General features: G+C 65.8%; 13 protein-coding genes. 7 read left to right on the forward strand and 6 right to left on the reverse strand.

The features are described 5' to 3' along the window. Positions 1-38 precede the first annotated feature (38 nt). Positions 39-1,928: a propionate--CoA ligase gene (locus tag WJU27_RS03245; RefSeq protein WP_341421109.1), complete on the forward strand. Its 1,890-nt coding sequence runs from the start codon at positions 39-41 to the stop codon at positions 1,926-1,928. A gap of 62 nt (positions 1,929-1,990) precedes the next feature. Here the strand turns inward: WJU27_RS03245 and WJU27_RS03250 are convergent, their stop codons facing one another. Together WJU27_RS03250 and WJU27_RS03255 are read right to left on the reverse strand one after the other, a co-directional pair. Further along, complete coding sequence (locus WJU27_RS03250; RefSeq protein ID WP_020165003.1) at positions 1,991-2,848, reverse strand: D-hexose-6-phosphate mutarotase; 858 nt, start codon at positions 2,846-2,848, stop codon at positions 1,991-1,993. Between the two features lie 50 nt (positions 2,849-2,898). After that, a complete protein-coding gene (locus tag WJU27_RS03255; protein ID WP_020165002.1) occupies positions 2,899-3,330 on the reverse strand; it encodes a DUF1841 family protein in 432 nt (143 codons plus the stop codon). Between the two features lie 341 nt (positions 3,331-3,671). On the opposite strand from WJU27_RS03255, the gene WJU27_RS03260 reads away from it, so the two are divergent. After that, on the forward strand, positions 3,672-4,439 hold the full coding sequence (locus WJU27_RS03260) for a glycosyltransferase (RefSeq protein WP_341421110.1): 768 nt from the start codon (positions 3,672-3,674) through the stop codon (positions 4,437-4,439). A gap of 119 nt (positions 4,440-4,558) precedes the next feature. Here WJU27_RS03260 and ppsR read toward each other — a convergent pair whose 3' ends face one another. Then, on the reverse strand, positions 4,559-5,374 hold the full coding sequence (ppsR, locus tag WJU27_RS03265) for a posphoenolpyruvate synthetase regulatory kinase/phosphorylase PpsR (protein WP_029143729.1): 816 nt from the start codon (positions 5,372-5,374) through the stop codon (positions 4,559-4,561). A 170-nt stretch (positions 5,375-5,544) separates the two neighbouring features. Here ppsR and ppsA point away from each other — a divergent pair, with 170 nt between their 5' ends. Next, on the forward strand, positions 5,545-7,914 hold the full coding sequence (ppsA, locus tag WJU27_RS03270; protein ID WP_296812095.1) for a phosphoenolpyruvate synthase: 2,370 nt from the start codon (positions 5,545-5,547) through the stop codon (positions 7,912-7,914). Between the two features lie 154 nt (positions 7,915-8,068). Here ppsA and WJU27_RS03275 read toward each other — a convergent pair whose 3' ends face one another. Then, positions 8,069-8,272: a cold-shock protein gene (locus WJU27_RS03275; protein ID WP_019917894.1), complete on the reverse strand. Its 204-nt coding sequence runs from the start codon at positions 8,270-8,272 to the stop codon at positions 8,069-8,071. 360 nt (positions 8,273-8,632) lie between these two features. On the opposite strand from WJU27_RS03275, the gene WJU27_RS03280 reads away from it, so the two are divergent. Further along, the gene (locus tag WJU27_RS03280; RefSeq protein ID WP_341421111.1) at positions 8,633-9,568 is read left to right on the forward strand and encodes a phosphate/phosphite/phosphonate ABC transporter substrate-binding protein; all 936 of its coding nucleotides are present in this window, start codon (positions 8,633-8,635) and stop codon (positions 9,566-9,568) included. Further along, a complete protein-coding gene (locus WJU27_RS03285) occupies positions 9,565-13,203 on the forward strand; it encodes an EAL domain-containing protein (protein WP_341421112.1) in 3,639 nt (1,212 codons plus the stop codon). The genes WJU27_RS03280 and WJU27_RS03285 overlap by 4 nt, the downstream gene beginning before the upstream one ends. A gap of 18 nt (positions 13,204-13,221) precedes the next feature. On the opposite strand, the gene cysN is transcribed toward WJU27_RS03285, so the two are convergent. After that, complete coding sequence (gene cysN, locus WJU27_RS03290; RefSeq protein ID WP_341421113.1) at positions 13,222-15,132, reverse strand: sulfate adenylyltransferase subunit CysN; 1,911 nt, start codon at positions 15,130-15,132, stop codon at positions 13,222-13,224. After that, positions 15,132-16,061: a sulfate adenylyltransferase subunit CysD gene (cysD, locus tag WJU27_RS03295; RefSeq protein WP_341421622.1), complete on the reverse strand. Its 930-nt coding sequence runs from the start codon at positions 16,059-16,061 to the stop codon at positions 15,132-15,134. Before cysD ends, cysN begins: the two co-directional genes overlap by 1 nt. Before the next feature lie 968 nt (positions 16,062-17,029). Between cysD and cysQ the strand changes: the two genes are divergently transcribed. Together cysQ and WJU27_RS03310 are read left to right on the forward strand one after the other, a co-directional pair. Beyond that, on the forward strand, positions 17,030-17,806 hold the full coding sequence (gene cysQ, locus WJU27_RS03305) for a 3'(2'),5'-bisphosphate nucleotidase CysQ (RefSeq protein WP_020164994.1): 777 nt from the start codon (positions 17,030-17,032) through the stop codon (positions 17,804-17,806). Positions 17,807-17,816: 10 nt separating this feature from the next. Beyond that, the gene (locus WJU27_RS03310) at positions 17,817-19,547 is read left to right on the forward strand and encodes an SLC13 family permease (protein ID WP_341421114.1); all 1,731 of its coding nucleotides are present in this window, start codon (positions 17,817-17,819) and stop codon (positions 19,545-19,547) included. Positions 19,548-19,551 lie beyond the last annotated feature (4 nt).

A 19,551-nucleotide genomic window follows, 5' to 3' on the forward strand; every position in this document is an offset into this window, starting at 1 on the left:
CAGGTCAATTCACAGTGGTGCGGGGTTGGAGGAGTTGAATGTCAGCAAGCAAGGAGTTCCGTGCCCGCTCTATCGCCAAACGCGATGAGTTCTGGGCCGAGCAGGCCGGTCTGATCGACTGGCAGGCGCCGCCGCAGCAGATCTGCGATTTTTCCCGTCCGCCTTTTGCCAAGTGGTTCGTCGGCGGTACCACCAATCTGTGCCACAACGCGGTCGACCGTCACGCCGCGCAGCGTCCCGACGCGCCGGCGCTGATCTTCGTGTCGACCGAAACCGACACCGAGAAGACCTACACCTTTGCCGAACTGCAGCGCGAGGTCGAGCGCACGGCGGCCATCCTGCAGTCGCTCGGCGTGGGCCGCGGCGACCGCGTGCTGATCTACATGCCAATGATTGCCGAGGCCGCTTTCGCGATGCTGGCGTGCGCGCGCATCGGCGCCATTCACTCGGTGGTGTTCGGCGGCTTCGCTTCCGGTTCGCTGGCCACACGCATCGATGACGCGAAGCCCAAGGTGATCGTGTCGGCCGAGGCCGGCATGCGGGGCGGCAAGGTCGTGCCCTACAAGCACCTGCTGGACGAGGCCTGCTCGCTGGCCGAGCATCCGCCGCAGAAAGTGCTCATGGTCGATCGCGGGCTGGAAAAGGATTTCCCGCGCACCGAAGGCCGCGACGTCGATTACGCGACGCTGCGCGCACAGCACATGGATGCGAAAGTGCCCTGCGCCTGGCTGGAGTCGAGCGAGCCCTCCTACATCCTGTACACCTCGGGCACCACCGGCAAGCCGAAGGGCGTGCAGCGCGACACCGGCGGCTACGCGGTGGCGCTGGCCGCGTCGATGAAGCACATCTACTGCGGCAACCCGGGCGAAACGATGTTCACGACATCGGACATCGGCTGGGTGGTGGGTCACTCCTACATCATCTACGGTCCACTGATCGCCGGCATGGCGACGCTGATGTACGAAGGCACGCCGCTGCGCCCGGATCCCGGCATCTGGTGGAGCCTGGTCGAGAAGTACAAGGTGACGGTCATGTTCTCGGCACCGACTGCCGCGCGCGTGCTGAAGAAGCAGGATCCCGCCTACCTGAAGAAGCACGACCTGTCGTCGCTGCGCCACATCTTCCTCGCTGGCGAACCACTGGACGAGCCGACGCACGAATGGCTGATGACCGCACTCGACAAGCCGGTCATCGACAACTACTGGCAGACCGAAACCGGCTGGCCCATCCTGTGCGAGCTGCCGGGCGTCGAGAAGACGCCGATCCAGCTCGGCTCTCCGGGTGCGCCGGTATATGGCTACGACCTGCGCATCTTCCGCGAGGACGGCAGCGAATGCGGTCCGAACGAGAAGGGCATCGTCGGCATCGTGCCGCCGCTGCCGCCCGGCTGCCTGTCCACCGTCTGGGGTGACGACGACCGTTTCGTCCGCACCTATTTCTCGCTGTTCAAGTCGCCGCTGGTCTATTCGTCCTTCGACTGGGGCATCCGCGACGAGGCCGGGTATCACAAGATCCTCGGTCGCACCGACGACGTAATCAACGTGGCCGGGCACCGCCTGGGCACGCGCGAGATCGAGGAAGCCATCCAGGCGCATTCGGCCATTGCCGAGGTTGCCGTGGTCGGCGTCGCCGATCAGCTGAAGGGTCAGATGCCACTGGCTTTTGCGGTGGTGAAGGACCCGGCCCGGACCGCAACTGCGGATGACCGCGCCAAGCTGGAGAAGGAAGTGATGCAGACCGTGGACGGCCTGCTCGGCGCGATCGCGCGCCCGAGCCGGGTCGTGTTCGTCAATGGTCTGCCCAAGACCCGCTCCGGCAAGATGCTGCGTCGATCCATCCAGGCCATTGCGGAAGGGCGCGACCCGGGCGACCTGACCACGCTGGACGATCCGACGACGCTGGATCAGGTGCGTCAGGCGCTGGGCTGAGCCGCTGCGTCACGCAAAAAGGGCACCTGCGGGTGCCCTTTTTCTTTCCGTCCTCTTTTCCGTCAGGCGGCGACTATGGTGTGGCGACCGCTCCACTGTTCTCCGGCGGCCAGCGTCTGCGGGCGCTCGGCGATCGCCGGCTCGATGCAGATCATGCGGCGGAAATCGAGGTCGGGCATGTCGTTCAGTGCCCGGCACTTGTGTTCCCACGGATTCCATACGACCAGATCCGGGAATCCCTCGCTCTGGAAACCGAAGGCACGGGCGCCGTCGTGCAGCACGACCGTGTCGGGCGCGCGGCGGTAGAGGCGATCGACCTCGTCCTCGACGATGAGTGCGTCCAATTTGTCGTCCTTCGCCTTGTCGCCGTCGGTGGCGTCGAGATAACGCGTGTTGCGCAGGCCTTCGAGGCGGCAGTTCTCGACCTCGGCGACGCGCAGATAGCTGTGCAGCGCGGCGGCAAAGTCGAAGGCGGTGTCACCCGTGTTCTCGACCGAAAGTTCGAGGTCGAGCCGGTTGCCGCCGATCACCACGGTCAGTTCCAGCGCAAAGGCGTGTGGCCACACCGCGCGCGTTGCTTCGTCGTCGGTCAGGCGCAGCGTCGCGATGGCGAAGTCCTTCGATACGCGGGTCTGATCGACCTGCCAGACCAGGGTGCGCGCGAAACCGTGGCGCGGGCCGCTGCCGCGCTCGGCGAACTGCGGGAAGATGACCGGAATGCCGCCACGCAGCGCGCTCCGGCCGTCGAAGCGCGCCTGCGGCGACAGATACAGCCGTTCCTTGCCGCCGACCGGCACCCAGGACAGTACCTGCGCACCGAACAGGCTGACCACGCAGAGGGCACCGTCGGGTGCGCGCAGTTCGAGCGCGGGCTGACCGTGAAAGTCTATGGTGTGAACGGAGGCGTCGGTCGAGGTCATTGCATGCAGCGACTGGAGAAGAGGGCGCACATGTTAGCGCCTGACGTGCTTCAGTCGTCCAGTCCTGCGCGGACGCAGGCAACGTAGGCCGCGCCGTCCGGTGGCTGGCGATCACGCTGCGCGCGCCAGATCGTCTCGCCGAGGCAGTCCAGCACACGGTGCAGCGCCTCGTGTTCGTCGCCCAGCCTTGCGCGTTGGGCCTCGAAGGCGGCGCGTATGCCCGGCGGCTGGTCGATCGCCAGCTGTTCCTCGATCGCCAGATGCAGCGACAGGTGCAGGAAGGGGTTGGTTTCGCCCAGTTCCGGAGGGTACTCACGCGTCAGCGCGCGTTCGCCCTGATCGAGCAGCGCGTGGTACTCCGGATGACGGCCCATCAGGGTCAGTGCCAGCGTTTCCATCTGCGTCAGCGGCTGATTGCCGCCGCGCTTGGCCCAGGTGTCGAGGAAGAACTGGCGCGCCTGGTCGCGGGAGGGGTTGAACATGGTGCGAAATGCAGTCTGGTACGGACGGCTATTGCACCACAGCCTGGGATTTACCGCCGGATTAGTACATTTGCATTATTCTTCGGCTTCATCGTCCCGTGTAGCGTCGCTGTTTCCGGCGGCGCGTCGGCATGGGGTCGTCGCGAGGCAGACTGAAGGAGGCTGGCATGGCCCGAGTGTGCTCATCAGTGTTCTTTCCCCGCGTGACCGAGGGCTCTCCGCGGCGCGAATTCCGCTTGCTGGTCGTGCAACGTGCTGCACGCGGGCGGTTCAGTCCGCTCATTCCGCACTGGGCGCAGCTTCCCGGCTGGCAGGTGCGTTCGGCCACAAGTCCGGCGTCGATGCGCCTGCCGACCTCGGCGATGCGTCCGCACGCGGTGCTGGTGGATACCGATCCCGGAACGGCGGCGCGGGTGCTGCGCGATTTTCCCGAAGCGCATCAGGTCCTTCATGTCGATGAGCGGACTGATCCGGCCGACGCGGCCGGCTTCGACGCGGTCGTCTGCTCGAGCTGGTGGCAGCGCGACCGCCATCCGGAGGTGCTGCGTTCGCGCATCGATGTCATCCACGAAGGCATTGCCAGCGCCCAGCCTCTCGCCGTCGGCAAGGTGCTCAGCCGGGATGGCCGTCCGCTTTTTCGTGGCGAGCCCATGCTCAGCGTGCTGATGGAAGATTGGGCCGACCCGGACGATGCGCAGGCGCTCGCCGGCGCGCTCGAACAGGTGCTGCGCGCCCGCGCCGATTGTCGGGTACTGGTCATCGGGCGCCCGCTTCCATCGGTCAGCGGCAGCGCGGCCGACATCGCCCGTATCGATCTCGTCGATGACCCGGGAGAGGCGCGTCGGGGTGCTCTGCTGGCCTTGTCCACGGTGCACCTGCACGCGGGCCGGAGCTCGCAGTCGGTGCTCGAGGCGATGGCGAACGGCTGCGCCGTGGTTGCGCCGGGACATGCGCCGGCCCGCGAGGTGCTGCGTGACGGCGTGAGCGGATGCCTGGTGGAGGCGGCGAACCCCGCAGCATTGGGCGATGCGGCGATCGGACTGCTCGACGACGCGGCAACTGCCGAGCGCTACGGACGTGAGGCGCGCGCCGACGTTGCCCGCGATTAGGACGTGGCGACCGCGGCGCGGCGCTACGCCCGTCTGCTGCATGGACCGCTGGACGACGAGGAGGGCCTGCCGTGGTCAGCGCTGCCGTGTCGCGACAGCGTTGCGGCCTATTCGCTCCATCAGTAGGCGTTCTCGTCCACCTGCACCGCCTGCAGCACGATGGCGGCAATTTCCTCGATCGATTTGTGGGTCGAGTCGAGCCAGCGTATGCCTTCCATACGCATCAGCTTCTGTGCCGCCTCGACCTCGAAGCGGCAGTTCTCGATCGAGGCGTAGTGGCTGCCGCGCCGGCGCTCCTCGCGGATCTGCGACAGCCGCTCCGGCGAGATGGTCAGACCGAACAGCTTGGCGCGGTACTTCACCAGCTCGGTCGGCAGCTTGTTGCGTTCGAAATCCTCGGGAATCAACGGATAGTTGGCGACCTTCACGCCGAACTGCATCGCCATGTAGAGGCTGGTCGGCGTCTTGCCGGAGCGCGATACGCCGACCAGGATCACGTCGGCCTGTGCCAGTTCCTTGTGCGACATCCCGTCGTCGTGTGCCAGCGAAAAATTGATCGCCTCGATGCGGCGCTGGTAGTCGGCGCTTTCTTCCATGCCCTTCTGACGGCCGACATTGTGGTTCGCCGCCTGGCCCAGCTCTTCCTCCAGCGGGCCGACGAAGTGCTCGAACATGTCGAGAAAGAGCGCATCGGCCTGGCGCACCGTGCGCGCCACCTCGGCATTGACGATCGAGGTGACGACGATGGGTCGCTCGCCGTCGCGCATCTTGGCTTCGGTCATCCGTTCGACACAATCGAGCGCGTTATCGACCGAATCGACGAAGGGAACACGGGTTTGCCGGAATTTCATGCCCTCGAACTGGGAGAGCAGGCTGCGGCCCAGGGTTTCTGCGGTGATGCCGGTACTGTCGGAGATGAAGAAGACGGTTCTCATGGCCATTTGCTCAGGAATCAGAACGTAAACATCACGTTGGACGGAAAAATTTCCGCAGCGCAACAGCGACTTTAACTAGAATGCCGGCTTCCCGCGCACCCACCCGGTGCGACAGGAAAGTACACGGTCGCCGCAACAAGCGATCGCCCCATGTTCAAGAGAGGATACCCATGTCTCGCTACGTCATCCCGTTCGAACAGCTGCGCATGACCGACGTCGAAAGCGTCGGTGGCAAGAATGCGTCGCTGGGCGAAATGATCAGCCAGCTCCCCAAGTCCGTGCGCGTACCCGGAGGTTTTGCCACCACGGCTGAAGCCTTCCGTGAGTTTCTGGCGCAGGACGGCCTGGCCGATCGCATCCACGCCGCCCTTGAGGCGCTGGATGTCGATGACGTCAATGCGCTGGCCCGTACCGGCGCGCAGATCCGTCAGTGGATGATGGACACCCCGTTCCCGGCCCAGCTCGAAGCCGACATCCGCAGCTTCTACGCGCAGCTCGACGCCGCCGGCAATGGCTCGTTCGCGGTGCGCAGTTCGGCCACCGCCGAGGATCTGCCGGATGCGTCCTTCGCCGGCCAGCAGGAAACCTTCCTGAACATTTCCGGCATCGACAACGTGCTGCACGCGATCCGCGAGGTGTTCGCATCGCTCTACAACGACCGCGCGATCAGCTACCGCGCGCACAAGGGCTTCATGCACGCGGGTGTCGCGCTGTCGGCCGGCGTGCAGCGCATGGTGCGCTCGGACAAGGGGGCGGCCGGCGTCATGTTCACGCTGGACACCGAATCCGGCTTCCGCGACGTCGTGTTCATCACCTCCAGCTACGGTCTGGGTGAGACCGTGGTGCAGGGCGCGGTCAATCCGGACGAGTTCTACGTCCACAAGCCCATGCTGGCCCAGGGTCGCCCGGCGGTGATCCGTCGCACCCTCGGCAGCAAGATGATCAAGATGGAGTTCGCTGCCACCGCGGCCGCGGGTCGCAGCGTGCAGACGGTCGACGTGACCGACGCCGATCGCCAGCGCTTCTCGCTGACCGACGAACAGGTGCTCGAACTGGCGCGCTACGCGATGACCATCGAAGCGCACTACGGCCGTCCGATGGATATCGAGTGGGGTCTGGATGGCGTCGACGGCCAGCTCTACATCCTGCAGGCGCGTCCGGAGACCGTGAAATCGCACGAATCCGGCATGTCGCAGCAGAAGTTCCGCCTGAAGCAGTACGGCAAGGTGCTGGCCAGCGGCCGTGCCATCGGCCAGAAGATCGGCGCCGGTCCGGTGCGCATCGTCGAAAGCGCAGCCGAGATGGACAAAGTGCAGGCTGGCGACGTGCTCGTCACCGACATGACCGACCCGAACTGGGAACCGGTCATGAAGAAGGCCGCCGCCATCGTCACCAATCGCGGTGGCCGTACCTGCCACGCGGCCATCATCGCCCGCGAACTGGGCATCCCGGCCATCGTCGGCTGCGGCGACGCGACCGAAACGCTGACTGAAGGCGAGGAAGTCACCGCCAGCTGCGCCGAGGGCGATACCGGCAACATCTATCGCGGTCGCCTCGATTTCGAGGTGGTCACCTCCGACCTGTCCAATCTGCCCGACCTCGACCTCAAGGTGATGATGAACGTCGGCAATCCGGAACTGGCCTTCGATTTCTGCCAGCTGCCGAATGCCGGCGTGGGTTTGGCCCGTCTCGAATTCGTCATCAACAACACCATCGGTATCCACCCGAAGGCGATTCTCGAAATCGACCAGGCGCCGGCCCGCCTGCGTGAGGAAATCCGCCGTCGCGCCCGCGGTTACGCAAATCCGGAAGCTTTCTTCGTGGACAAGCTGGTCGAAGGCGTGGCCACCATCGCCGCCGCCTTCTGGCCGAAGCCGGTCATCGTGCGTCTGTCCGACTTCAAGTCCAACGAGTACAAGAAGCTGCTCGGCGGCGACATCTACGAGCCGGACGAAGAGAACCCGATGTTGGGCTTCCGCGGTGCGTCGCGCTACATCGCGCACAGCTTCCGCGACTGCTTCGAACTCGAGTGCCGCGCGATGCGTCGCGTGCGCGACGAGCTGGGCCTGACCAACGTCGAACTGATGGTGCCCTTCGTGCGCAACGTCGGCGAGGCTGCCGAAGTGGTGAAGCTGCTCGGCGAGCACGGTCTGAAGCGTGGCGAGAACGGCCTGCGCCTGATCATGATGTGCGAGATCCCGTCCAACGCACTGCTGGCCGAGCAGTTCCTCGAGCACTTCGACGGCTTCTCGATCGGTTCCAACGACCTGACCCAGCTCACGCTGGGCCTGGACCGCGACTCCGGCCTGGTGGCCGGCGCCTTCGACGAGCGCGACCCGGCGGTCAAGCAGCTGCTGTCGATGGCGATCCGTACCGCCAACCGTCTGGGCAAGTATGTCGGCATCTGCGGCCAGGGCCCGTCCGACCACGCGGATTTCGCGCTGTGGCTGATGGACGAGGGCATCCAGAGCGTGTCGCTGAACCCGGACACGGTGGTCGATACCTGGTTGAAGTTCGCTGCGCACGCCAAGGAGAAGTAATCGGCGCTGTAGCAGGAAGCCCCGCTTCGGCGGGGCTTTTTTTCGCCTATGCCATTTGCCGGACGAGAGCTGTAGGCGAAAAAAAAGCGCACCGTGAGATGCGCTTTTTTTTCAGTGCGGATCGCCTTGCGGCGATCTCAAACCGTCTGAAGAATCAGAGCGGCTTGATTTCGGAGGCCTGCAGACCCTTCGGGCCGCGGGTCACTTCGAACGACACCTTCTGGTTTTCTTGCAGCGACTTGAAGCCGTTGCCCTGGATCGCGGAGAAGTGCGCGAACAGGTCTTCACCGCCGTCGTCCGGGGAGATGAAACCGAAACCCTTGGCGTCATTGAACCACTTGACAGTACCAGTTGCCATTTTTGAATTCCTTTGAATACGTAGTTTTGAACAAGTCTTCGCGACACGCGAAGACCGTAGCGCAGGGAAACCTCAAGGGGAATATGGCAAGCGGAGTACTGACTTGAAAATCGAGAACCGACGCACAACACGTTCATGCTTGAAATCACCTACAGACGTGCTTATACGGGAATAGCGCGCGCGACGCAAACGGTATTTTCATCGATGCATTGTTTGCACGTGAGCAGCGATTGCCGGCGGTGCTTCAGTAAGGCTCACGGACTGACGTTATCCGCTACGAAGTGAATGCATGATGCGCACTGACGTGGAAGCGGAACAGGAGACCCCTTGATAACTGCGACGGTGCCCGAAGCCGCTCGAATGCAGCGGCGATGCGTCGATACGCTGCGCCGCGGCGTGTGCGCTGTACTGGGCGTGATGACCGTCTCGCTGCTGTCCGGCTGCGCCGACGACGCGCCGGTGGTACAGCGGCCCGAGTACTCACGAGCCGATGCGGTGCCGCAGTTGCGTCGCCTCAGCTTCGGCGTGCACCCTCTGCACAACCCAGGGCGTCTTATGGCGCTTTACGGCCCTATCGTCGAAGCGCTCAACGAAGCGCTGCCCGATGTCGTGATCCGTCTGGAGGCCTCGCGCGATTACGCGGATTACGAACGCAAACTGCGCGAGCGGACGCTCGATCTGGCACTGCCCAATCCCTATCAGACGGTTTCGGTCGCGGCGCCCGCCTACCGCGTCTTCGGCAAGGTGTCTGGCGACGAAGACTTTCATGGTCTGATACTGCGGCGCCGCGACAGTCCGATCCGGCAGCCGCTCGACCTGCGCGGGGCGACCTTCAGCTGTCCTGCGCGCACCGCGGTGGCGGCCTGCATGCTGCCGCTGCTGCATCTGCGCGAGGCGGGTCTCGACGTTGCACGCCAGCTCGACGTCAGGACGGTCGGCTCGCAGGAATCCAGTATCCTGAACGTGGCGCGTGGCCTGGTTGACGCTGGCGCCACCTGGCCGCCGCCCTGGCGTGCGTTCCAGAAGGACTACCCGGAGCTCGCAGCCCGGCTCGAGGTCGCCTGGGTCACCGACAACCTTCCGAACAACAGCCTGATGGCGCGGACAGATCTGGAGCCTGAACTGGTCGAACGTGTTGCGCAGTTCCTGTTCGGTCTGGCGGCGACCGAAGAAGGGCGGCGACTGCTGGTCAATGCCGAGATTGCCGGCTTCGAGCCGGCGACCGATGCTCGCTATGCGCCGGTGCAGGCGATGCTCGTCCGCTATGCGGAACTGATTGGCCCGATCGGACGATGACGCTCGTCGCTACCTTCGTTGCCCGACTGCGTGCGCTGCTCACGGCGTCGCTGACGCGTCGGCTGGTGTTGTCGATCGCCGTGCTGCAAGCGGTACTGATTTTGTTCTTCGTCAGCGATCTGGTTCGCCGGGAGCGCGAGGTGCTGCTGGCGCAGTCGCGCGAGGCGCTGCTGGCCGAGGTCGAACTGCTGTCGCGCAGCGGCCGGGAATGGGTGCTGGCGAACGATCTCGCCGGTCTCGACGAGCTGCTGCAGAGCGTGAGCAGCTCGCCCGGTATCGAATACGCGATGTATCTGGACCCTGACGGGCGGGTGCTGGTCCATACCGAGGCCGAGCGCAGCGGTACGGTGCTGTCCGACGCGCTCAGCCGGTCCGCGCTGTCGGCAGGCGTCGGGGAGGGGGCGCGGCTGCTGCAGCAGACGGCGGAACTGAGCGACGCGATGGCGCCCGTGCACTACGGTGACCGGCTGGTCGGCTGGGTGCGCATCGCGCGCAACCACCAGAGCGAGGCGGCGGCGCTGCAGCGCGCGGTGTTCGATGGCGCGCTCTACGCACTGACGGCCATCGCCATCAGCACCCTGCTGGCGATGCTGCTGGCGCGCGGTCTGACCGCGGACCTGCGCCGCGCACATGGCCTGTTCGAGCGGGTACGCGAAGGCGATCTGTCGCAGCGGCTGACGCATCGCCGCCAGGACGAACTTGGTCATCTGCTCGACGGCATCAACGACACGCTCGATACGCTGATGCGCAACGATCGCGTGCTGCAGCAGACGCAGGAGCGGCTCGAGCTCGCCGTCAAGGGCTCGAACGACGGCGTGTGGGACTGGGACCTGGCGAGCAACGATGTCTATTACTCGCCACGCTGGAAGCAGATGCTCGGCTATTCCGACGACGAGCTGGGCAATCGCCCCGACGCCTTTCTCGATCGCGTTCACCCGGACGATCTGCCGCGCCTGCTCGACCGTATCAACGACTACCTCGAAGGGCGCATTCCGGTTTTCGAGATCATTATCCGCGCGCGCCATCGCGACGGTGGCTGGCGCTGGATCATGTCGCGCGGATCGGCGGTGCGCGATGCCAGCGGACACGCCCGGCGGATGAGTGGCACCCACACCGACATCACGCCTCTGAAGGAGGCCGAAGCCGGCCTTGCGCTCGAGCGGTCGCGCCTCTACAGCCTGCTCGCGCAGATGTACATCGGCGTCGTGATGGAGGACGCGGACGGACGTATCGCGCTGTGCAACCACGCCTTCTGCGATCTGCTGTCCGTGATGGAAGACCCCGCCAGCCTGATCGGTCGTCGGCGCGAGGACATGCTGGCCGGCGCGCAGGCGCTGTTCGCCGATGGCGCGGCCGGTGTACAGCGCGCGCTCGAGATCGCGCAGCGTGGCGAGGCGGTGATCGGTGAGCGCGTGCACCTGAAGGACGGCCGCGTGATCGAGCGCGATTTCCTGCCCATCCGCGTCGGCGACGCGCAGCAGGGGGCGCTGTGGACGCTGCGTGACATTTCGGCCCGCATCAGGCTGGAGCGGAATCTGTCGGCGGAGAAAGAGCGGCTGCGCGTCACTCTGCTGTCGATCGGCGATGCGGTGATCTCGACCGGCGAGGACGGCCGCATCGATTTCCTGAATCCGGTTGCCGAGCACCTGACCGGCTGGTCCAACGACGAGGCGGCGGGCCGACCACTGGCCGAGGTGCTGCGCCTGGTCGACGGCGTCACCCGCCAGCCTCGTCCCGATTCGGCGATCGAGGTGCTGCGCCAGCAGGTCGTGACGCCGCTTGAAGGCGAGACGCTGCTGGTGTCGCGCAGTGGCGAGGAACGTGTGGTCGAGGACTCGGCCGCGCCGATACGCGATGCGCAGGGCGGCGTCTGTGGCGCGGTCGTCGTGTTCCGTGACGCCACCGACCGCCATCGCATGCAGGAGCGACTGCGCTGGCAGGCGACGCACGACCCGCTGACCGGTCTGGCCAACCGGCTGCTGCTGGAGGATCGCCTGACTCAGGCCATGGCGCGCGCCCGCCGCCAGGACAAGCTGCTCGCGGTATGCGTGCTCGACCTCGACGAATTCAAGGCGGTCAATGACCGGCTCGGCCACGAAGCTGGTGACGAACTGCTGCAGGCCATCGCGCACCGCCTCAGCGTGTCGGTGCGCATGGACGACACGGTGGCGCGGCTGGGCGGCGACGAATTCGTCGTGCTGCTCGGTTCGCTCGGCGATGCCGGCGAGATGGAAGCCTGTCTCGAACGCATGCTGGCCGCGCTGGCCGAGCCGCTGCATCTCGCCGGCGAGGAGGTGAGCACGCCGGCCAGCATCGGCGTCACGCTCTACCCGCTCAACGACAGCGAGGCCGACGCACTGCTGCGCCACGCGGACCAGGCCATGTACGCGGCCAAGCAGGCCGGCGGGCGCTGCTACCGGCTGTTCGATTTCGAGCACAGCCAGGAGTCGGTCGAGCGCCTGCGCCGCAAGGAGCGCATCGGCGAGGCGATCACGCACGGCGAAATGAGGCTGTACTTCCAGCCGCGCGTCGACATGCGCGAAGGGCGCATGGTCAGCGCCGAGGCGCTGGTGCGCTGGCAGCACCCGGAGGAGGGTCTGCTGCCGCCGGACAGCTTTCTGCCACTGATCGACAACGATCTGGAAATCCACCGCCTCGGCGAGTGGGTGATCCGCGACGCGCTGCGCCACCTGTCGAACTGGTGGGCGGCGGGGGCGCGCTTCAGCGTGTCGGTCAATATTTCCGCGCCGCACCTGCTGGCACCGGGTTTCGTCACGCGTTTGGCCGAACTGCTGGCCGAGCAGCCACAGCTGCCGCGCCGGGTGCTGGAGATCGAGGTGGTCGAATCGGTGGCACTGAACGACATCGAGCGTGCCGCTTCCGTCGTCAGCGACATCCGCCGGCTGGGCGTGCGCGTGGCGATCGACGACTTCGGTGTCGGCTACGCCTCACTCGGATACCTGCGTCGCCTGCCGGTCGATGTCGTCAAGATCGACAAATCCTTCGTGCTCGACATGCTGGACGACGAGGATGATTTCGAGGTCGTGCAGGCGGTCATCGCGCTGGCGCGCGCGCTGCGGCGGGAGTCCGTGGCCGAAGGCGTCGAGACGCCGGAGCATGGGCTGCTGCTGATGCGTCTGGGCTGTCACCAGATACAGGGCTACGGCATCGCGCGACCGATGCCGGCCGCTGATCTGCTGCCCTGGCTGGCGGCCTGGGTGCCGGATCCGCGGTGGACCGAGTGGCGGGATTTCAGCTGGGATATCGACGATCGGCCGCTGTTTACCGCGATACGCGACTTCAACCGCTGGGCCGACGACGTGCTGGCGATCGCCGCCGGCAACACGACGCGCCTGAGCGACGTCGAGGTGCGTGACCCGACGCAATGCCGCTTCGGTTTGTGGTTCCACGCCGAGGGCGAACAGCGCTACGGCAGCCTCGACGAATATCGGCGTCTCGATGTGGCGCACCGCGAACTGCACGAACTGGGTGCCGACATCATCGATTGTCTGCAGCGCGGCGACGCGGCCGCGGCACAGGCCGCAGCGCTCAGGCTGAGCGCTGCGCGCGAACGGGTGACGACCTGCATCGACGCGCTGCAGCGCGCCGCACGGCGCCGAGCGGTCACCGGCTGACACCGGCGACCGCGCTCGTCACGCGTCGATCAGGATGCCCAGATCGCGCAGGCGCTGCATCATTTCATCGACCGTCTGTTCGATGTCGCGGCCGCTGGTGTCGATGCGGATTTCCGCGTTCTCCGGCGCTTCGTAGGGCGAGTCGATACCGGTGAAGTTCTTGATCTCGCCGCGCCGCGCCTTCTTGTACAGCCCCTTCGGGTCGCGCTCCTCGGCCACGGCGATCGGCGTGTCGACGAAGATTTCGATGAATTCGCCGTCCTCCAGCAGACCGCGCGCCATGCGGCGTTCGGAGCGGAAGGGCGAAATGAAGGCGGTCAGCACGATGAGGCCGGCGTCCACCATCAGCTTGGCCACCTCGGCGACGCGACGGATGTTCTCGACGCGGTCCGCTTCGGTGAAACCCAGATCCTTGTTCAGGCCGTGCCGCACGTTGTCGCCGTCGAGCAGATAGGTGTGCCGGCCGAGCGCGTTCAGGCGCTTTTCGAGCTGGTTGGCCAGCGTCGATTTGCCGGCGCCGGACAGACCGGTGAACCACAGCACGCAGGGTTTCTGGCCCTTCATCGCGCCACGGGTCGCCTTGTCCACATCGACGTGCTGCATGTGGATGTTGTGCGAGCGGCGCAGCGCGAAGCGCAGCATGCCGGCGCCTATGGTCGCGTTGCTGATGCGGTCGATCAGGATGAAGCCACCGGTTTCGCGTACCGATTCGTAGGGATCGAAGGCGACAGGCCGGTCGATGCCGAGCTTCACCACCGCGATTTCGTTCAGCGCGAGCTGCTTGGCCGCCAGATGCTCCAGCGTGTTCACGTTCACCTTGTGCTTGATGTCGGTGACCGTGGCAGTGACCGTGCGCGTACCGATCTTCATCAGGTAGGCGCGGCCGGGCATCATCGGCTCGTCCTGCATCCACACCAGCGTGGCCTCGAACTGGTCGGCCACTTCGGCCGGCGTGTCCTTGTGCGAAATGACGTCGCCGCGGGAAATGTCGACCTCGTCCTCCAGCACCAGCGTGACCGACTGGCCGGCAATGGCACGCGGCAGGTCGCCGTCGGCGGTGACGATGCGCTTGATCGTGCTGGTGCGGCCCGAAGGCTGCACGCGGATGGCTGCGCCCGGCTCGATCACGCCGCTGGCGATGGTGCCGGCGAAGCCGCGGAAATCGAGATTGGGGCGGTTCACCCACTGCACCGGCAGGCGGAAGGGGCCCTTCAGCCGGCGCTTCTGGTCGACCTCGACGGTTTCCAGATAGCCCATCAGCGTCGGGCCGTGGTACCAGCCCATCTGTTCGCTCTGTGACGTGATGTTGTCGCCCTTCAGCGCGGACATCGGTATCGCGACGATGTCCTCCAGGCCCAGCTGGGCGGCGAAGGCGCGGTAGTCGTCGAGGATGCGGCGGAAGGTGGCCTCGGAATAGCCGACCAGGTCCATCTTGTTGATGGCGACGACGACGCGCTTGATGCCGATCAGCGACACCAGGAAGCTGTGGCGGCGGGTTTGCGTCTGCACGCCGTGACGCGCATCGACCAGGATGATGGCCAGGTCGGCGGTCGAGGCACCGGTGACCATGTTGCGCGTGTACTGCTCGTGGCCCGGCGTGTCGGCGACGATGAACTTGCGCCGGTCGGTCGAGAAGAAGCGGTAGGCGACGTCAATGGTGATGCCCTGTTCGCGCTCGGCGGCCAGGCCATCGACCAGCAGCGCGAAATCGAGGTCGCCGCCCTGGGTGCCCACCTTCTTCGAGTCCGCTTCGAGCGCGGCCAGCTGGTCCTCGAACAGCATTTTCGATTCGTAAAGCAGGCGGCCGATCAGCGTGCTCTTGCCGTCATCGACGCTGCCGCAGGTGATGAAGCGCAGCAGGCTCTTGTGCTCGTGCTGGCGCAGATAGGCCTCGATGTCCTGCGAAATGAGGTCGGAAACGTGTGCCATCAGAAATACCCTTCCTGCTTCTTCTTTTCCATCGAACCGGCCGAGTCATGGTCGATCACGCGGCCCTGGCGCTCCGAAGTCTTCGTGAGCAGCATTTCCTGGATGATGTCGGTCAGCGTGGCAGCGGTTGACTCGACCGCACCGGTCAGCGGATAGCAGCCCAGCGTGCGGAAGCGGACGCTCCTCATCTGCGGCACTTCGCCGGCGCGCAGTGGCATGCGCTCGTCGTCCACCATGATGAGGGTGCCGTCGCGCTCGACCACCGGGCGCGGCGCCGAGAAGTAGAGCGGCACGATGGGAATGTTCTGCAGGTAGATGTACTGCCAGATGTCGAGCTCGGTCCAGTTCGAGATCGGGAAGGCGCGGATCGATTCGCCCTTGTGTTTGCGCGCGTTATAGAGGTTCCACAGCTCCGGCCGCTGGTTCTTCGGGTCCCAGCGGTGCTGCGCGGTGCGGAACGAGAACACGCGCTCCTTGGCGCGCGACTTTTCCTCGTCGCGGCGGGCGCCGCCGAAGGCGACGTCGAAACCGTACTTGTCCAGCGCCTGTTTCAGCGCCTCGGTCTTCATGATGTCGGTGTGGATGGCCGAGCCGTGTGTGAACGGGTTGATGCCCTTGGCCACACCCTCCTGGTTGATGTGCACGATGAGGTCCATGCCCAGCTTCTTCGCCATTTCGTCGCGGAACTGGTACATCGCCTTGAACTTCCAGGTGGTGTCCACATGCAGCAGCGGAAAGGGCGGCACGGCCGGGTAGAAGGCCTTCATCGCCAGGTGCAGCATGACCGCGCTGTCCTTGCCGATCGAGTAGAGCATGACCGGGTTTTCGGCTTCGGCCACCACCTCGCGCATGATGTGGATGCTCTCGGCTTCCAGCCGCTGCAGGTGGGTCAGGGTGTCGGGATCGATCGCTTCGGGTGTGGTCTGCATGGGCGCTCTCGGTTTGATCGCGGAATGATGAGGTGCCGCCGTGATGTGCGCGTTCGAGCGCGTCACGGCGGGCGGCGGATTCGAAGAGGGGGCTGCGGCGCGCGTCACGGTCGGCGACATCGGCAGCGCGGTCCAGCTTAGCGGCGGCGTCTGCGCCGACATCCAGCGGTCCAGTTCACCGCCCGGCGTCAGCGTCAGGCCGCTCAGCAACAGATGCACCGGCCGCTTCCGTTCGGCGGCGAGACGCTGCCAGAAGCGCGTCCAGTCGTCGGTATCGGGCGGGTTCGGGCATGCCGACCAGTGCAGCTGGCCGCGGCTGCCGCGCGCGAACAGGAGCCAATGAAGGTGCTCGGTGGCGGTGCCGGGCAGGGCGCCGCACCAGAAGGGGTCGTGGTCGCGCGCGACCGATTTCATCAGCGTGTGCAGCTGACTGTGGTCGTCGTCGGACAGCGCGGGCTGCAGGCCCCAGCCGGCGCGGTAGCGACCCAGGCTGCGCCGCGGCGGCACCGGCAGACCCTGTTGCACGAACCACGCCGCAATCGCCTCGTCGCTCCACAAACGCTGCGGCAGGCCGAGCGCATCCGGGGTGTGTCCGACCATGGCGGCCAGCAGCCTGCGCTCGACCGAGGCGTCGAGCTTGCGGCCGCTGCCGGCACTGCGGCCGCGACGGCGCAGCAGCACCGCATCCCACCCGCCAGCCAGATAGGCCTTGTGGGCAGCGATGACCGTGGGCGCGCTCAGGCGCACCGCAGCCGACACCGCGGCCACGGTCATGCCGGCCAGGCGCAGCCTGACGGCTTCGCGGCGGCGTTCGTTCAACTCTTCGGCAGGCAGATTTCTAGCGTCCATTCTTCACGGACAGGGTTGTCATCCGTCATGTAGAGTACAAGCATTCAGTGCGCAGATAATGTGCATTAATTATTTAGTGGCCGTTAAACCGGCGGAACCGTGGCTTGTCAGGAGAACACATGAAGGACGTCGCCGAACTGAAGACCTTGCACGCAGCACTGCTGGACATCGTCCGGGATGCGGGCAAGTGCGTGATGGATGTCTATGCGACGGATTTCGAAGTCACTGATAAGTCGGACAATTCGCCTGTAACGCAAGCCGACAAGAAGGCTGACGAGGTGATCGTTGCCCGACTGAAGGCGCTGACGCCGGACATTTTCATCGTGTCCGAAGAGTCCACCGAAGCCGGTCAGCGCCCGGCGGCCGGCGCACCGTTCTGGCTGGTTGATCCACTGGATGGCACGAAAGAGTTTATCAACCGCAACGGTGAGTTCACGGTCAACGTCGCCCTGATCGAGAACGGCCAGCCGGTGCTCGGTGTCGTGTTGGCGCCGGCGCTGGGCCGCCTGTTCTCCGGCATCGCCGGTGTCGGCGCCTGGCTGGAGGACGCCGACGGCGCGCGCGAAATCCGCTGCCGCGTGCCGCCAGGTGAAGGGCTCACCGTGGTGGCCAGCCGTTCGCACGGCGATGCGGCGGCGCTCGACGCCTACCTCGCGGGGCGCAAAGTGGCCGACCTGCGCAACGCCGGCTCATCGCTGAAGATCTGTCTGGTGGCAGCCGGCGAAGCCGACGTCTATCCGCGCCTCGGTCGCACGATGGAATGGGACATTGCCGCCGGTCACGCGGTGCTGGTTGCCGCTGGCGGCCGCATCGAACAGGTCGACGGCTCGCCGTTCAGCTACGGCAAACCCGATTTCGCCAACCCGCACTTCGCGGCCTGGGGACTGGGCGCCTGAGTCTTCGCTCATGACCGCCTGGCTGGTTCTCGCCTCCATCGGCCTGCTGCTGGCGCTGCTGGTGCATGGCCGCATCGCGCCTGCACCGCTGTTCGCCGGACTGGCCACCTGTTACTACCTGGCCGGTCTGCTCGACCAGAAAGCCTGGCTGGCCAGCTACACCAATCCGGCGCTGGCCATGCTGGTGATGCTGCTGCTGGTGTCGCTGGTGATCGAGCGCTCGCCGATACTGGAGCGCGTGTCGGACCGGCTGCTGCGCGGCTCGCCCGGCTGGGCGGTGGTGCGTTTCACCTCGGTCACCACGCTGTTTTCCGCCTTTCTGAACAACACCGCGGTGGTGGGCGCGCTGCTCGGCGTGGTGACCAAGCAGCGCCATCAACCGGCCTCGCTGCTGCTGATACCGCTGTCCTTCGCCGCCATCGTCGGCGGCATCACCACGCTGGTCGGTACCTCGACCAATCTGGTGGTCAGTTCGCTGATGGTGAATGCCGGCATGAAACCGCTGGGCATGTTCGACCCGAGCGGGGTCGGCGTGCCGGTGGCGCTGGTCTGCGTGGCGGTGCTGGCGCTGAGCGTGCGTCTGCTGCCCCGGCATGCGGCGAACGACCGCGAACTGCAGCAGGCCTATTTCCTCGAGGCGCGGGTCGAGCCGGCGTCGTCGCTGATCGGCCGTAGCATCGAACAGAACCGCTTGCGCAATCTCGAAGGCCTGTTCCTGCTCGAAATCATGCGCGAGGGCAGGCTCATCTCCCCGGTCGCACCGACCGAGGTGATCGAATCCGGCGACGTGCTCATCTTCACCGGCGAAGTGGACAAGATGGCCGCGCTGCAGCGCTTTGACGGCCTGCAGGTGTTCGGCGTCGAGGCGGATTCGCTGCTGCGCTCCAACCTGCTCGAAGTGGTCGTGTCCAGCCAGTCCGAACTGGCGAACAAGACGCTGCGGGAAGTCGATTTCCGCACCATGTTTGACGCTGGCGTGGTCGGCATACGGCGCGGCGACAAGCGCCTGACCGGCCAGCTCGGACGCGTGCCGCTGCACGTCGGCGACAGCCTGCTGCTGGCGGTCGGCCCCGATTTCGCCAATCACCGCAACATCGACCGCAACTTCCATCTGGTCGGCGGCACGGTGCGGCCGCGCCTGACGCCGCTGCAGAGCCGGCTCACGCTGGGCGCCTTCGCCGCGGTGATCGCATTGTCCGGCCTGGAAATAATGCCGCTGTTCACCGGTCTGCTGCTGCTGCTCGCCGGTCTGGTCGTCAGCGGCCTGCTGACCTTGGGCGAAATGCGGCGCCGTTTCCCGTTCGACCTGGTGCTGACCATAGGCTCGTCGCTGGCCATCGCCCAGGTGCTGGAGAACAGCGGCGCCGCGGAACTGATGACCGGCGCGCTGCGCGCGCTGTACGACGGCCACGGCGTGGTCGGCGCCTTCATCGGCATCTATCTGCTGACGGTGATCCTGACCGAGCTGGTGACCAATAACGCCGCTGCCGCGCTGGCCTTTCCGATCGCGCTGTCGACCGCGCGTGCCTTCGACGCCGACCCGATGCCCTTCGTGATGGCGGTGCTGTATGGCGCCAGCGCCGGCTTCCTGATCCCCTTCGGCTACCAGACCCATCTGATGGTGTATTCGCCCGGGCGCTACCGCATGCTGGATTTCGTCCGCATGGGCCTGCCGATCACGCTCGCCTATGGCGCGACCGTGCTGCTGCTGGTGCCGGTGTTCTTCCCGTTCGCCCGATGAAGCG

Source organism: Methyloversatilis sp. NSM2 (genome assembly GCF_038066675.1).
Classification (GTDB): domain Bacteria; phylum Pseudomonadota; class Gammaproteobacteria; order Burkholderiales; family Rhodocyclaceae; genus Methyloversatilis; species Methyloversatilis discipulorum_A.